This window comes from Gemmobacter lutimaris, assembly GCF_003570715.1.
Classification (GTDB): Bacteria; Pseudomonadota; Alphaproteobacteria; order Rhodobacterales; family Rhodobacteraceae; genus Gemmobacter; species Gemmobacter lutimaris.
The window spans coordinates 67,984-82,182 of the sequence record NZ_QXXQ01000004.1 but is presented as its reverse complement, the minus strand read 5'-3'; the positions used below and the strand labels follow the sequence as shown (position 1 = coordinate 82,182).

Annotated in this window: 13 protein-coding genes; 3 read left to right on the top strand and 10 right to left on the bottom strand. The window is 65.1% G+C overall.

The window, feature by feature from the left end; all coding sequences use genetic code 11:
- Window positions 1-8 precede the first annotated feature (8 nt).
- The 10 genes from D2N39_RS08830 to D2N39_RS08785 all read right to left on the bottom strand — a co-directional run bounded on the left by D2N39_RS08830 (window position 9) and on the right by D2N39_RS08785 (window position 9,194).
- Window positions 9-797: a transporter substrate-binding domain-containing protein gene (locus D2N39_RS08830; protein WP_119134425.1), complete on the bottom strand. Its 789-nt coding sequence runs from the start codon at window positions 795-797 to the stop codon at window positions 9-11.
- Between the two features lie 77 nt (window positions 798-874).
- The gene (locus D2N39_RS08825) at window positions 875-2,380 is read right to left on the bottom strand and encodes a DHA2 family efflux MFS transporter permease subunit (protein ID WP_119134424.1); all 1,506 of its coding nucleotides are present in this window, start codon (window positions 2,378-2,380) and stop codon (window positions 875-877) included.
- Window positions 2,381-2,384: 4 nt separating this feature from the next.
- Window positions 2,385-3,506, bottom strand: a complete 1,122-nt coding sequence (locus D2N39_RS08820) for an HlyD family secretion protein (RefSeq protein ID WP_119134423.1) — start codon at window positions 3,504-3,506, stop codon at window positions 2,385-2,387.
- Complete coding sequence (locus D2N39_RS08815) at window positions 3,499-4,008, bottom strand: MarR family winged helix-turn-helix transcriptional regulator (RefSeq protein ID WP_119134422.1); 510 nt, start codon at window positions 4,006-4,008, stop codon at window positions 3,499-3,501. Before D2N39_RS08815 ends, D2N39_RS08820 begins: the two co-directional genes overlap by 8 nt.
- 73 nt (window positions 4,009-4,081) lie before the next feature.
- On the bottom strand, window positions 4,082-5,116 hold the full coding sequence (locus D2N39_RS08810; protein ID WP_119134421.1) for a HesA/MoeB/ThiF family protein: 1,035 nt from the start codon (window positions 5,114-5,116) through the stop codon (window positions 4,082-4,084).
- Window positions 5,116-5,583, bottom strand: a complete 468-nt coding sequence (gene dut, locus D2N39_RS08805; protein WP_119134420.1) for a dUTP diphosphatase — start codon at window positions 5,581-5,583, stop codon at window positions 5,116-5,118. The genes D2N39_RS08810 and dut overlap by 1 nt, the downstream gene beginning before the upstream one ends.
- A 62-nt stretch (window positions 5,584-5,645) precedes the next feature.
- Entirely contained in the window at window positions 5,646-6,251 is a 606-nt protein-coding gene (locus D2N39_RS08800; protein WP_119134419.1) for a nucleoside/nucleotide kinase family protein, read from the bottom strand.
- Window positions 6,251-7,033, bottom strand: coding sequence for an ATP-binding cassette domain-containing protein (locus D2N39_RS08795; protein ID WP_119134418.1), 783 nt, complete (start codon window positions 7,031-7,033; stop codon window positions 6,251-6,253). Before D2N39_RS08795 ends, D2N39_RS08800 begins: the two co-directional genes overlap by 1 nt.
- Window positions 7,030-8,103, bottom strand: coding sequence for an ABC transporter permease (locus tag D2N39_RS08790; protein ID WP_119134417.1), 1,074 nt, complete (start codon window positions 8,101-8,103; stop codon window positions 7,030-7,032). Before D2N39_RS08790 ends, D2N39_RS08795 begins: the two co-directional genes overlap by 4 nt.
- 116 nt (window positions 8,104-8,219) lie before the next feature.
- Complete coding sequence (locus D2N39_RS08785) at window positions 8,220-9,194, bottom strand: sugar ABC transporter substrate-binding protein (RefSeq protein ID WP_233557109.1); 975 nt, start codon at window positions 9,192-9,194, stop codon at window positions 8,220-8,222.
- 276 nt (window positions 9,195-9,470) lie between these two features.
- On the opposite strand from D2N39_RS08785, the gene D2N39_RS08780 reads away from it, so the two are divergent.
- The 3 genes from D2N39_RS08780 to D2N39_RS08770 all read left to right on the top strand — a co-directional run bounded on the left by D2N39_RS08780 (window position 9,471) and on the right by D2N39_RS08770 (window position 14,198).
- Entirely contained in the window at window positions 9,471-9,944 is a 474-nt protein-coding gene (locus D2N39_RS08780) for an RbsD/FucU family protein (RefSeq protein WP_119134415.1), read from the top strand.
- 81 nt (window positions 9,945-10,025) lie between these two features.
- Window positions 10,026-11,174: an ROK family transcriptional regulator gene (locus tag D2N39_RS08775; protein ID WP_119134676.1), complete on the top strand. Its 1,149-nt coding sequence runs from the start codon at window positions 10,026-10,028 to the stop codon at window positions 11,172-11,174.
- Between the two features lie 171 nt (window positions 11,175-11,345).
- Window positions 11,346-14,198 carry a monovalent cation/H+ antiporter subunit A gene (locus D2N39_RS08770; RefSeq protein WP_119134414.1) on the top strand — a complete coding sequence of 951 codons (2,853 nt, stop codon included), beginning with the start codon at window positions 11,346-11,348 and terminating at the stop codon, window positions 14,196-14,198.
- Window position 14,199 lies beyond the last annotated feature (1 nt).

Below are 14,199 nucleotides of genomic sequence, written 5' to 3'. Positions count from 1 at the left end.
AGGGGCGCTTATTGCCCCATCTTGAAGTCAAGGAACCACTTCTTGTCCAGGGCCGACATCGTGCCATCCGCCTTCATCGCGGCAATCGCCGCATTGACCGGCGCCACGAGGTCCGAGTCCTTGGGGAAAATGAAGCCGAAATCCTCGGCCCCCAGTTTCTCGCCCACGATCTTCAGCCCGCCATCCGAGGCCGCGACATATCCATTGCCGCTGGTGCCATCGGTCAGCACCAGATCGACATCGCCCGCGCGCAGCGCCTCGACCCCGGCACCGAAGGTTTCGAACATCTTGATGCGGGGATTGGCCTCGTTGCCGTCCAGCACCTCATAGACGCCGACATAGAAAGGCGTGGTGCCCGGCTGCGCCGCCATCAGCAGATCGTCGTTCGCGGCAAACGACGCCGCATCGGTAAAGCGTGCCTCGTCGCCACGCACCATCATCACCATTTCCGACCGCATGTAGGGGTCCGAGAAATCCACCTGTTCCTTGCGGTCGTCGCGGATGGTGATGCCGGTCATGCCGATGTCATACTGCCCGCCCGAAACAGCGGGGATCATCGCGTCCCAACTGGTGTTTTCATAGGTGACGGTCATGTTCAGACGTTTGGCGATTTCCGCCATGGCGTCATATTCCCAGCCCACGGCCTGCCCGTCACCGTTAATGAACTGAAGCGGAGGATAGGCGTTTTCCGTCACCACCGTGACAGCCCGCCCGCCCAGATCGGGCAGCCCTTCTGCCAGGGCGACGGTGGCGGAAAGGGCAAGCGCAAGGCCGGCCAGAACGGCAGTCGGTTTCATCGGACAAACTCCCTGTCACAGAGCATTTGCCGGACTATGCCGCCCCCGCCCGGCAGAGGCAAGGGCGGCAGGAGAGCTCAGACCTTCGCCATCGACGGGCGGCGCAGGATCAGGGCCAGGGGCACGGCGGCCAGAGAGACCCACATCATCAGCCAGAAATCGTCGATATAGGCCACCATCGCCGCCTGCACGTTCACCAGCGCATCCATGCTCAACAGCGCGGTGGTGTTACCGCTGGCTGCCGCCGGGCTGTAGGCCCAGAGCGCGGGATTGAACGGATTGATGAAGGCGCCAAGCTCGGCATGGTTCACTTGGATATTACGGGTCAGCATGGTCGAGACGATGGAAATCCCGATGCTCGACCCGATATTGCGCACAAGGCTGAACAGGCTGGTCGCATCGGCGCGGAAGCGCGGCTCCAGCGTCGAAAAGGCGATGGTGGACAAGGGCACGAACACAAGGCCAAGGCCCAGCCCCTGCACCACGCCCGAGCGGATCACCGGGAAGGCATCCATCTGGGGGCTGAAGCCCGTCATTTCCCACAGCGAGATCGCGGTGAGGCTGAGGCCCGCGATGACCAGCAGCCGCGCATCGACATGGCGCACCAGACGACCGACCAGCAGCATGGAAATCATCGTCCCCACCCCGCGCGGGGCCATCACAAGGCCGGTGGTGATGACCGGATAGCCAAAGATCCGCGACAGCATCGGCGGCAGCAGCGCAAGGCTCGCCAGCAGGATGATGCCCACGATGAAGATGAACACGAGGCCGGTCACGAAATTGCGGTCGGCGAACATGCGGGGGTCAAGAAAGGGTTTCTCGGCATGCAGGATATGGACGACGAACATCCAGAAGGTCGCGGCCGAAACGATGGAATAGATCCAGATCTCGCCCGAGGAGAACCAGTCCACCTCGCCGCCCCGGTCAAGGATCAGTTGCAGCGACCCTATGGCCAGCGACAGCAGGGCAAAGCCCGGCATGTCGAAGGCGCGCGGACGGCGCGGCACGCGCGGCAGGTAAAGCAGGCAGCCAGCCAAAGCCAGCGCGCCAACCGGCAGGTTGACGAGAAACACCCAGCGCCAGTTGTAGCTTTCGGTCAGCCAGCCACCCAGCGTCGGCCCGATGATCGGCCCGACCATGATCCCCGCCCCCCACAGCGCCATGGCCTGCCCGGCCTTTTCGCGCGGGTTGATGTCCAGCAGAAAGGTTTGCGACAGCGGCACGATGGCGGCGCCGAACACGCCCTGCAACAGGCGGAACACCACCATGGAGGGCAGGCTCCAGGCCAGACCGCAGGCGATGGAGGTGACGACGAAGCCGACAATGGAAATCAGGAACAGCTCGCGCTTGCCCAGCCGGTCGGACAGCCAGCCTGTGACCGGCGTCATGATGGCGGCGGCGACGATATAGCTGGTCAGCACCCAGGTGATCGTATCCTGCGAGGCACCAAGGTCGCCCGTCATCGAGGGCAGCGCCACATTGGCGATAGTCGTGTCCAGCACCTGCATGATCGTCGCCAGCATGATGGCAAGCGTGATCAGCCCGCGGTGCCTGACCTCGGGATGGGTTTCAGCGGTCTGCATGGCATCACTCGCCCGCCAGCGCCGCGAACAGCGGACCGCGTTCGCGCCCGGTATCCACCGTCACCTCGGCGCTGAGCCCCGAGGACAGGCCAGCCGCCGCCTCCGGGTCATCCAGCCGGATGCGCACGGGAATGCGCTGGGTCACCTTGACCCAGTTGCCGGTGGCGTTCTGCGCGGGCAGCAACGAGAATTCCGCCCCGGTGCCCGCGCCGATCGCCTCGACCTTCCCGGCGAACTTGCGGCCCGGCGCCATATCAAAGCTGATCTCGGCCTCCTGACCGACACCGATGCCTTCCAGTTGGGTTTCCTTGAAATTCGCCTCGACCCACAAATCGCCGGTCTCGACAAGCGCGAAGACCGATTGCCCGGCCGAAACCATGGCACCGGGGCGGAACGAGGCCGCCTGATAGATCACGCCATCCGCCGGGGCGATCACCCGAGTCTGGTCAAGGTTGTAGCGGGCGCGGTCCAGCTCGGCCAGGGCCGCGCGGACGGTGGGGTGCGCGTCGGTTGCGGCATCCGGCGCCCCGCCCAGTGCCGCGCGGGCGGCAGAGACATTCACCTCGGCCACCGAAGCCTGTTCGGCGGCCTGCTTTGCGGCATGGCGGGCAGAATCCAGATCGCTTTCGCGGCTGACGCCCTTGCGCGACAGCGCCTCCTGCCGGGCGAGTTCGCTTTGCTGGAAAGCCGCGTCATCGCGGGCCAGCTTTTCCTGCGCTTCGGCCTGATCATATGCGGCCTTCAGCCGTTCCACCTGCACCCGCGCGCCATCCAGCGCCGCCTCGGCCTGCGCCAGCGCCAGCCGGTAAGGCTCCGGGTCCACCTGAAACAGCAGGTCGCCCTTGTGGACCGTCTGCAATTCGCTGACCGCCACATCGACAACCCGCCCGCCAATCACCGGCGCGATGGAGACGCGGGCCTGATGCAGGTTGGCGTTTTCGGTGGATTCGTAACGACCGCCGGTAAACCACCACGCCCCTGCCCCCCCGGCAAGTGCCAGCGGTACCGCAAACATCAGAAACATCATGCGCAGTTTGCTGCGCGGCTTCTTCACGGCAGGAGCAGCAGCCGGGGCAGCGGCCCCGGTCGGTTCTTCGACAGGCAGGTCGGTCGGCAGATCACTCATCGGTCTTCTCACATACGGCGGCGGACGACGGAGCATCCGCAGGATTTCGGTTCGGCGTGTCGATGATCGACAGAGGATTTCGGTTCAGCGTGTCGATGATCGACACGAGGGCCGCGTGCAGCGCGCGGCGGGTTTCATCGGGCAGGCCAGTCATGGCCTCTTCCGTGACCTCCTCGACGATCTGGCGCACGCCCGGCGCAATGGCCTGCGCCTTGTCGCTGGGCACCACAATGCGGCAGCGGCGGTCGTCGGGATCGGCTTCGCGCCGCACCCAGCCGGATTGTTCCATCCGGTCCACCAGCCGCGACACGCTGATCGGTTCGACATCCAGCCGATCAGCCAGCGCGGCCTGCGTCATCGGCCCGTCGCGCAGGACAGAGCCAAGCAGCCGCCATTGCGTTGCGGACAATCCGTGTTCGGTGGTGCGCGCCGCAAATTCCCGGCGCAAGGCGCGCGAGGCGTCATGCAGAAGCTGGGCGAGTCGGTCGATGCGATAGGTCATGCAGCATGCATATAATAAGCATGCTTAGCATTCAATCAAAGAAGGTAAGCATGCTTATTATATCCATGCAGGCTCAGCTGTGCAGATTTCCGCAGACCGGGCAATCGGGGCGCGGTTTGATACCGATGATCCGTGTTTCAGTATAAAGCGCATCATGGATCATCAGCCGTCCGGCCAGTGTCCGCCCCGCGCCGGTCAGATGCTTCACCGCTTCCATCGCCATGATGGAGCCGATGACGCCCGGCAGGGGTGCCGCCACGCCTGCCTCGGCGCAGGTCGGCACCATGCCGGGGGCGGGGCGTTCGGGGAAAACACATTGATAACAGGGCGCTCCGCGCGCCGGATCGTAAAGCGAGATCTGGCCTTCCCATTGCGTGATCGCCCCGGCAATCAGGGGCTTGCCCAGTTCCGCCGCCACGCGGTTCACCATGTAACGGGTGTCGAAATTGTCGGTGCCATCGAGGATCAGGTCATATTCTGCAAACAGCGTGGCGGCACTGTCCTCGTCCAGCCGGCGCTGATAGGGGCGCACCTCGATGAACGGGTTCAGCGCGCGCATGGCCTCCGCTGCGGAATGGACCTTGGGCATGCCGATGCCCTGATCGCGGTGGATGATCTGGCGTTGCAGGTTGGAGCTGTCCACCGTGTCATCATCGACGACGCCGATCACCCCGACCCCGGCGGCGGCGAGGTAAAGGCAGACCGGACTGCCAAGCCCCCCTGCCCCGATCACCAGCACCTTCGCGGCCTTCAGCCGCTTCTGCCCCGGCCCGCCGATCTCGCGCAGCAGGATGTGGCGGGCATAGCGGTTCAGCTCTGCCTCGCGGAACGTTCCCTGCGGTTTTGCCTCTTCCATCGGTTTCGCCCTTTCCCGCAGCGCGCCCAGACCCCGACGATAGGCCAGCGTCAGGCCAGCAACACCGCCCAGCACCAGCCAGAGCCGCAAATCGCCAAGACCCGCCCGCAAGCCACCTTCCGGCAGGATCAACAGCGACAGCACCACCAGTGCCCAAATGGCAGTGATCATCCCGCCCCGCGCGCGGGGCGAAGCGCCCATGAGGCCACCAATGACCCAGACCGCCACAAAAGCCGCGAGGACCGCCAGCATCAGCGCCGCCCGGTCGATCCGAAGCCGCCGGCACCGCGCGCGGTCTCGCCCAGTGCTTCAACCATCACCATGCGCACCTGCACCACCGGCGCCACGATCATCTGCGCGATGCGGTCACCATGCTGCACGGTGTAGGGGTCAGCGCCCAGATTGACCAGCGCCACCCCCAGCGGACCACGATAGTCGCTGTCGATGGTGCCGGGGGTATTGGGCAGGGTGATGCCGTGTTTCAGAGCAAGACCCGAGCGGGGGCGGATTTGCATTTCAAACCCTTCGGGGATCTCGACGCGGAGGCCGGTCGGCACGATGAGCCGCTGCATCGGTTGCAGGGTGATGCCTGTGTCCCTTTGATCCGGCGGCAGGTTGGCGCGGATGTCGGCCCCCGCCGCGCCGGGGGTTTCATAGGCGGGCAGCGGCAGGCTCCGGTCTGCCCAGTCTTCCCACATGATCCGCAGTTCCGGCGCCATCCTGTCCCTCCGTTTGCCTCCTTATGGGGCGCGGGGCGGGGCAGTGGCAAGCCACCCCGGCGTCAGGACCGGATCACGATTTCCGCCTGCGCACTGTCGCGCAGCACGCGGCGGGCATTCGGGATGTCATTCGACAGCGCCTTGTCGCGGGCCTGTTCCGCCGCGAACCCATGGTCAAGCCAACGCTGGACCAGACGACGCTCCAGCTCGGCCTCCGGCACGTCCAGCGCGACGGTCAGGTCGTAGCAGGGCCGTGCATCAGACCAGGGCGCTTCGTCCAGCAGCAGGTAATTGCCCTCGACGATCAGCAGCCGGTCGTCAGGCCGCACCACATCGCCCCCTGCGCGTGCAAGATCCAGTCTGCGGTCGAAGGTGGGAATGACCACCTCAGGTTCGGCCCGCAACCGCTGCACCAGATGCACGAAGCCCAAGGCATCAAAGCTTTCCGGGCAGCCCTTGCGCACCTGAAGCCCCCGCGCCTCCAGCACCCGGTTGTCCAGATGAAAACCATCCATCGGCACCACGCGGGCACCTTCGCCCAGCGCCGCAACCAGCGCCTCGGACAGGGTGGATTTGCCCGCCCCCGGCGGACCGGCGAGGGCGGTGATGAACCGCCCCCGCCCTGCCGCCCTGCGGCGGATCTCGTCGGCCAGCGCGGCCGGCATCATCATGCGTCCTCGCTCACGCCATCGGGCAGCTTGGCCCCGGTCATGAAGGCCACCGCATCCGACATGCTGTAATCGCCCGGCTTGATGACGCAGAGCCTGCGGCCCAGCCGGTGAATATGGATGCGATCCGCCACCTCGAACACATGCGGCATGTTGTGGCTGATCAGGATGATCGGGATACCCCGCGCGCGGACATCGCGGATCAGCTCCAGCACGCGGCGGCTTTCCTTGACGCCCAGCGCGGCGGTGGGCTCGTCAAGGATCACGACTTTCGAGCCGAAAGCCGCCGCCCGTGCCACCGCAACCCCCTGCCGCTGGCCACCCGAAAGCGTTTCGACCGGCTGGTTGATGTTCTGGATCGTCATCAACCCGAGCTCGTTCAGCTTGGCGCGGGCGAATTTTTCCATCGCAGGGCGGTCAAGCTGGCGGAACAGGCTGCCCATGAGGCCGGGTTTGCGCAATTCGCGGCCCATGAACATGTTGTCGGCGATGGACAGCGCGGGCGACATGGCCAGCGTCTGATAGACGCATTCGATGCCATGCGCGCGCGCCTCAAGCGGGCTTTCAAACCGGACGGGCTTGCCATCCAGCGTGATCTCGCCTTCGTCGGGCTGCACCGCCCCCGACAGCGCCTTGATGAGCGAGGATTTCCCCGCACCATTGTCGCCGATCACCGCCAGAATCTCGCCCGGCATCAGATCGAAGTCGCAGTTGTCGAGCGCGGTTACCTTGCCATAGCGTTTGACCAGACCACGCGCCTTGAGAAGAGGTTCTTGCGTCATGCCGATACCTTTCTGATCCACTGGTCCACGGCCACGGCGAAGATGATGAGCACGCCGATCAGGAAGAAGGTCCATTGCGGGTCGGTGCCGACAAGGCGCAGGCCCATTTCAAAGACGCCCACGATCAGCGCGCCGAAGAACATGCCGACGATGGAGCCGCGCCCGCCGAAGAGGCTGATCCCCCCGATCACCACGGCGGTGATGGACTGGATGTTGCCCAACTGCCCGGTCGAGGCGGTAGGAGAGACGGAGCCGAAGCGGCCGATCATCACCCAGCCTGCGATGGCGCAGAACAGCCCGGCCAAAGCATAGACCTGTATCAGGATGCGCTTGGTCTGCACGCCCGCCAGTTCCGCCGCATCAGGATCATCGCCCACGGCATAGACATGGCGGCCCCAGGCGGTATGGCGCAGCACATAGGCCATGATCGCCACCAGCGCGATCATCAGGAACACGGCGTAAAGCACCTTCACCCCGCCCGGCTGGATCGCATTGCCCCAGAATTGCAGCGCCGGGGCCTGCGCGGCAATGTCCGACGACCGGATGGTCTCGTTCGCCGAGAAGATGAAATTCGAGGCCAGCAGGATCTGCCAGGTGCCCAGCGTCACGATGAAGGGTGGCAGCTTCACCTTGGCCACCAGCCATCCGTTGATGAAGCCCATCGCGGTGCCGAGCGCCAGCCCGATCAGGATGGCCAGCGGCGCAGGTATCCCGTAGCGGAAAGTCATCTGGCCCATAAGGACAGAGGAAAACACCGCGATGGCGCCGACCGACAGGTCGATCCCCGCCGTCAGCACGACGATGGATTGCGCGCAGCCCAGAATGCCCACAATGGCAATCTGTTGCAGGATGGTCGAAAGCGTGGTCGGTTTGAAGAAATTGGCCGACAGGACCCCGAAGATCACCAGCGCCACCACCAGAACAATCATCGGCACGGCCGAGGGCGTCTGGTGCAGCCAGTGCTGGATGCGTTTCAGGGCGGTCTTGTCGTCGTGGAATTCGGCGACCTTTTCCGAGGCGCCTTTCAGCCCCTCTTCAAAGGTCGTCGCAGCCTTGGCGTCGGATGTCATGTCATTCCCCCTTTGCCCCGCCCGGTTTGCCCGGACGCGCTTGCGACAAGGGCGGCGCTTGGCCGCCCCTGGAGGTCAGTTTCAGGGTTTTCGGGTTTTGGATCAATGCCGGGCAATCAGCCCCAGCACAGTTCCGTGCCCTTGGCGGTGTCGATCGATTCAACGCCGTCCACCGGCTTGTCGGTCACCAGCGCCACGCCGGTATCGAAGAAGTCCTTGCCTTCGGAGGGCGCGGGCTTGGTGCCGTCTGCGGCATATTTCGCAATCGCCTCGATGCCAAGCGATGCCATCAGCAGCGGGTATTGCTGCGAGGTGGCGCCGATCACGCCATCCTTGACATTGGCAACGCCGGGGCAGCCGCCATCGACCGAAACGATCAGCACGTCCTTTTCACGCCCCACGGCCTTCAGCGCCTCATAGGCCCCGGCGGCAGAGGGTTCGTTGATCGTGTAGACGACGTTGATGTCCGGGTCTTTGGTCAGCAGCGCTTCCATGCCCTTCAGGCCGCCTTCCTCGTTCCCCGAGGTGACTTCGTTGCCGATGATGCGGGCATCGCTTTCATCGCCCCACTTGTTCGGGTCGGCAAGGTCGACGCCGAAGCCCTGCAGGAAGCCCTGATCGCGCAGCACGTCGACCGAGGGTTGCGAGATGGCGAGATCCAGCATGGCGATCTTGGCCTCGGCGGCCTTGTCGCCCAGCGTGGCCTTGGCCCATTCGCCGATCAGCAGGCCGGCACGGAAGTTGTCGGTGGCGAAGGTGGCATCGGCGGCGTCGATCGGGTCAAGCGGCGTGTCCAGCGCGATGACCAGGACGCCGGCGTCGCGGGCAGCCTTCACCGCATCGACGATGGCCTTGGTGTCCGAGGCGGTCAGCAGGATGCCCTTGGCGCCATCGGCCACGCAGGCCTCGATCGCCGCAACCTGGCTTTCATGGTCGCCGTCGATCTTGCCGGCATAGGATTTCAGCGTCACGCCCAGTTCGGCCGCCTTGGCCTCGGCGCCTTCCTTCATCTTCACAAAGAAGGGGTTGGTGTCGGTCTTGGTGATCAGGCAGGCCGAAACGCCCTCTGCCATGGCCGGAGCCGCCGACATCAGGGCAATCGCGGCTGCGCCCGCAAGGGCCTTGGTCTTGAATTTCATGTCTGTTCCTCCCAGGGACGGGGCATTGCGCCCCCTGTTGCCGAAGCGAACACAGCGCCTCTCACTCGCTGCGATGGGCATAGAAAGCCTGATTCCCGGCGGCGGGTCAAGATAAATAAATCAGTCTGATTTAATATTGACAGTCAACCTGCCTTCCCTCCACTCTGGGGATACCATTCACATTCCGCCCATGACTCGGGCAAACCGCCCCCAGGAGGGGGAAATTCCATGCTGATCGGTCTGCCCGCCCTGCTTGGGCCCGAAATGCTTTCTGCCCTACGCGCGATGGGGCATGGCGACGAGATTGCGCTGGTCGATGCCAATTACCCTGCGCAAAGCCATGCGCAGCGGCTGATCCGCGCAGACGGGCACGGAATGATTGATGTGCTGTCGGCCATTCTGGCTGTGCTGCCGCTGGACCGCGATGTCCCTGCCCCGATCCTTCGCGCCGCGCTGAACAACGACCCGGTTCAGGCGGGCGAGATCCATCACCGCATCGACGCGGCCTGCGCCGCCCTGGCACCGGGACACGCGGTGCAACCGCTGGCGGGCGCAGCGCTGTATCCGCGCATCCGCGGCGCCTATGCGATCATTGCCACCGGCGAGCCGGAGCTATACGGCAATGTGATACTGCGTAAGGGTGTGATCGGCCCGCAAACGCGCCCAGCTGCCCATCAAGGCCAGAGCGGCGGGGATCAATAGGAGACGGACGTGCCGCATGTGACCACAGCCACCGAACGGTCGTTTCCCGAGCCGGGCACGCGCGGGTCCAACCAGTCCGGCATGCGGGCCCATAACGAACGCCTTGTCCTGAGCCTGCTGCGCCAGCATGGCGCACTGGCAAAATCAGACATCGCGCGCATCACCGGCCTGTCGGCGCAAACCGTGTCGGTGATCATGCGCGCGCTGGAACAGGACGGGTTGCTGGCGCGGGGCGAGCCCGTGCGCGGCAGGATCGGCCAACCCTCGGTGCCGATGTCGCTGGCGGCGGACGGCGCCTTCTTTCTGGGTCTGAAGATCGGTCGGCGGTCGGCTGACCTGAGCCTTGTGGATTTCACCGGCAAGGTGCGCGCCACCCGGCGGCGGGTCTATCGCTATCCGACCCCCGATCAGGTGCTGGCCTTCGCCGCCGAAGCGGTGCCCGCGCTCTGCGCCACCCTGCCCGAAACCCTGCGCGACCGTGTTGCCGGAATGGGCGTCGCCATGCCCTTCCAACTGTGGAGCTGGGTTCAGTTCATTGGCGCGCCACAGGCCGAAATGGATGCCTGGCGCCGCATCGACATCGCGGCGGAACTGGCAGCGGCGACCGGCCTTCCTGCCAGCGTGCAGAACGACGCCACCGCAGCCTGCGGGGCCGAACTGGTTTTCGGCACCGGCGAAAAGCCGAACGACTTTCTGTATTTCTACTTCGGCTATTTCATTGGCGGCGGTCTGGTGATCAACGGGCAGTTGTTCACCGGGCGCAGCGGCAATGCCGCGGGCGTCGGGCCGATGCTGGTGCCGGGGCGCGACGGGCGGATGCGGCGGCTGTTGACCATCGCCTCGCTGTCGAGCCTCGCCGCCGCGATGGAGGCCGCAGGCGAGGACTCCGCCCATCTGTGGGAGAACCCCGCGCCCTGGCATGTCAGCCCCACCATTCTGGACGACTGGATGACCGAAGCCGCCGAAGGGCTGGCGGCGGCCATCATCAGCGCCTCGGCGCTGCTGGAACTGGGGGCGGTGCTGATCGACGGCTGGATGCCCCCCGAAATCCGGGCCGAGATCACCCGGCGCACCCATGCGGCACTTCATCGCATGGACCTGCAAGGCATCGACCCGCCGCAGATCCGCGAAGGCACCATTGGCCCCGAGGCCCGTGCGCTGGGTGCGGCGGCGATTCCCCTTGCACAACGCTATCTGCTCGAACAGGGTGCGGTATTGACCGAGGGCTAGGCAGACCGGCCTCGTGGGGCGATGATGGCGCAATCATGCGGAAATCCCGGCCCGTGAAACGGTTTCTGGCCCGGAAATGCTTGCTCCACCCGGTATTTGGCCCATATAGGGCCAAAGCCAGCCCGACCAGACACGACGCCCGAGAACGGCCAAAGACGGAACGCCCCCGGTATGTCACTTGCCTTGATCGCTGCGCTGCCATTTCTCGGCGCGCTCCTCCCCGGTCTCCTGATCCGTGCGGGGCGCAATGCCTGCGCCACGGTCACCGGATCAGTCACGCTTCTTGCCCTTGTGGGACTGCTTCTGCATATCCCCGCCGTCTTGCGCGGCGAGGCGATCCAGACCCGGATCGACTGGTTGCCAGCCTTGGGTCTGAACGCAACCTTCTTCCTTGACGGGCTGGGCCTGCTGTTCGCAGGTCTGATCCTCGGGATCGGGCTGCTGATCATCCTTTACGCGCGCTTCTACCTGTCGCCGCGCGATCCGATGGGGCAGTTCTACACCTATCTCATGCTGTTTCAGGGCGCGATGGTGGGGATCGTGCTGTCGGACAACATCCTGTTGCTGCTGGTCTTCTGGGAACTGACCTCGCTGTCGTCCTTTCTGCTGATCGGCTACTGGAAACACCTGCCCGAGGGGCGCCAGGGCGCGCGCATGGCGCTGACCGTCACCGGGGGCGGCGGGCTGGCGATGATTGCGGGCATGCTGATCCTTGGCAATATCGTCGGCAGCTATGACCTGACGGTGATCCTGCAACACAAGGCCGAGATTCAGGCAAGCGACTGGTATCTGCCGGCGCTGATCCTGATCCTCTTGGGCGCCTTTACCAAATCGGCGCAGTTCCCGTTCCACTTCTGGCTGCCGCATGCCATGGCCGCCCCCACCCCGGTTTCGGCCTATCTGCATTCGGCGACCATGGTGAAGGCGGGCATCTTCCTGATGGCGCGCATGTGGCCGGTGCTGGCGGGCACGCCGGAATGGTTCTGGATCGTGACATCGGCCGGGCTGTTCACCATGGTCATGGCCGCCAAGATCGCCTTCTTCAAGGATGACCTGAAGGCGTTGCTCGCGTTTTCCACCGTGTCGCATCTGGGCCTGATCACCATGCTGCTGGGCTTTGGCACCAAGGCGGCGGCAACGGTCGCGGTGTTCCACATCATCAACCACGCCACTTTCAAGGCGGCGCTGTTCATGTCGGCCGGCATCGTCGATCACGAGGCCCATACCCGCGACATCAAGCGGCTGGGCGGGCTGCGGCACCTGATGCCCGTCACCTTCACCATCGCCACGGTGGCGGGGCTGTCAATGGCGGGCATTCCGCCCTTCAACGGCTTCCTGTCCAAGGAGATGATGCTGGAGGAAGCCGCCCATACCGCCCCTTGGGTCATCCCGGCGCTGGCGGTGATCGGGGCGCTGTTCTCGGTCGCCTATTCCTTCCGGCTGATCGCCCATACCTTCCTTGGCCCGGTGCGCGACGATTATCCGCACAAGCCGCATGATCCCGGCTTCGGCATGTGGGCGGCCCCTGCCCTGCTGGCGGTTCTGGTGGTGCTGATCGGGCTGATGCCGATGACCTTCGCCGCATGGCTGGTCGATGCGGCCGCCGGCGCGGTGACAGGCGAGGGCGTGCAGGCTCATATCAAGCACTGGCACGGGCTGGAAAGCCCGGCGCTGTGGATGTCGCTGGCGGCCATCGGTGGCGGTCTGATGCTTCTGGGCCTGCATGGCGCGCTGGACCGGATCTGGCTCGCCAGCCCGCGCCCCGAGGCCAAGCGCATCTTCGACGCGATCATCGAGCCGCTGGCCCGGCTGGCCGGAATGCTGACCCGCGCCCTGCACACCGGACGGCTGGGCGACTATCTGGGGGCGGCCACCGCCACCATCGTCGCCGTCGGCGCCTATGCCTTCTTCAGCGGCAGCCACACCCCCGGCACCCGCCCGTTGATGGAGATCGAGCCGGTCGCGGCAATCGGCTGGCTGGCCCTGATGGCTGCCACGGTCGCCGTGGCCGCCCTGCACCGGCAACGCCTTCTGACGCTGGTTCTGGTGGGGGTGATCGGCCTCGTGGTCAGCGTGGGCTTCGCCTACCTTTCGGCCCCCGATCTGGCCCTGACGCAGATCTCGGTCGAGGTTGCCACGGTGATCCTGCTTCTGCTGGCGCTGAACTTCCTGCCCAAATACACCCCTTCGGAAAGCCCGACAGGCCGCAAGCTGCGCGATGCGGTGCTGGCGGGTGCGGGCGGTCTGGCGGTCGGCGGGCTGATCTACGCGCTGATGACCCGCGATTTCGCCTTTCCGACCATTGCCGATTTCCACCTTGCCAATTCCAAGACGGAAGGCGGCGGGACCAATGTGGTGAACGTGATCCTCGTGGACTTCCGGGGCTATGATACCTTTGGCGAGATTACCGTTCTGGGCATCGCCGCCACGCTGATCTATGCGCTGACCGAGGCGCTGCTGCGCCCCGGTCCGGCCAATACAAGGCTGCTGAACTGGGTCGGCGATTCCCCCGATGCGGGCGATCGTCACCCGCTGATGATGGTGGTGGCGACCCGCATGATGCTGCCCATCGCGCTGATGGTGGGGATCTATATCTTCCTGCGCGGCCATAACGTGCCCGGCGGCGGCTTCATTGCGGGCCTTGTGGTCGCCATTGCGCTGGTCATGCAATACATGGCTTCAGGCTTTGCCTGGACAGCGGCTCGCCAGAAGATCGACTATCACGGCCTGATCGGCGCGGGCGTGCTGATCGCCGCCGCCACTGGCATCGGATCGTGGTTCGCCGGTGTGCCCTTCATGACCTCGGCCTATGGCTATTTCCACCTGCCGGGACTTGAGGAGTTCGAGCTTGCCACCGCCGCACTGTTTGACCTCGGCGTGTTCCTGACCGTGTTGGGCGCGGTGATGCTGGCGCTGTCCTCGCTGTCGCGCATCGCCATCCGCGCGGGCCAGACCGTGAATGTCGAAGCCTATGACGTGCATCCTGAAGACGAGACCGCCGTAGCGGCCGAGGAGGCGAAGTAAC

What these genes read in the sequence shown, in the direction of transcription:
- D2N39_RS08830 (WP_119134425.1), bottom strand. Translation starts at nt 797, where the DNA reads ATGAAACCGACTGCCGTTCTGGCCGGCCTTGCGCTTGCCCTTTCCGCC.
- D2N39_RS08825 (WP_119134424.1), bottom strand. Translation starts at nt 2,380, where the DNA reads ATGCAGACCGCTGAAACCCATCCCGAGGTCAGGCACCGCGGGCTGATC.
- D2N39_RS08820 (WP_119134423.1), bottom strand. Translation starts at nt 3,506, where the DNA reads ATGAGTGATCTGCCGACCGACCTGCCTGTCGAAGAACCGACCGGGGCC.
- D2N39_RS08815 (WP_119134422.1), bottom strand. Translation starts at nt 4,008, where the DNA reads ATGACCTATCGCATCGACCGACTCGCCCAGCTTCTGCATGACGCCTCG.
- D2N39_RS08810 (WP_119134421.1), bottom strand. Translation starts at nt 5,116, where the DNA reads ATGCTGGCGGTCCTCGCGGCTTTTGTGGCGGTCTGGGTCATTGGTGGC.
- dut (WP_119134420.1), bottom strand. Translation starts at nt 5,583, where the DNA reads ATGGCGCCGGAACTGCGGATCATGTGGGAAGACTGGGCAGACCGGAGC.
- D2N39_RS08800 (WP_119134419.1), bottom strand. Translation starts at nt 6,251, where the DNA reads ATGATGCCGGCCGCGCTGGCCGACGAGATCCGCCGCAGGGCGGCAGGG.
- D2N39_RS08795 (WP_119134418.1), bottom strand. Translation starts at nt 7,033, where the DNA reads ATGACGCAAGAACCTCTTCTCAAGGCGCGTGGTCTGGTCAAACGCTAT.
- D2N39_RS08790 (WP_119134417.1), bottom strand. Translation starts at nt 8,103, where the DNA reads ATGACATCCGACGCCAAGGCTGCGACGACCTTTGAAGAGGGGCTGAAA.
- D2N39_RS08785 (WP_233557109.1), bottom strand. Translation starts at nt 9,194, where the DNA reads ATGTCGGCGGCTCCGGCCATGGCAGAGGGCGTTTCGGCCTGCCTGATC.
- D2N39_RS08780 (WP_119134415.1), top strand. Translation starts at nt 9,471, where the DNA reads ATGCTGATCGGTCTGCCCGCCCTGCTTGGGCCCGAAATGCTTTCTGCC.
- D2N39_RS08775 (WP_119134676.1), top strand. Translation starts at nt 10,026, where the DNA reads ATGCGGGCCCATAACGAACGCCTTGTCCTGAGCCTGCTGCGCCAGCAT.
- D2N39_RS08770 (WP_119134414.1), top strand. Translation starts at nt 11,346, where the DNA reads ATGTCACTTGCCTTGATCGCTGCGCTGCCATTTCTCGGCGCGCTCCTC.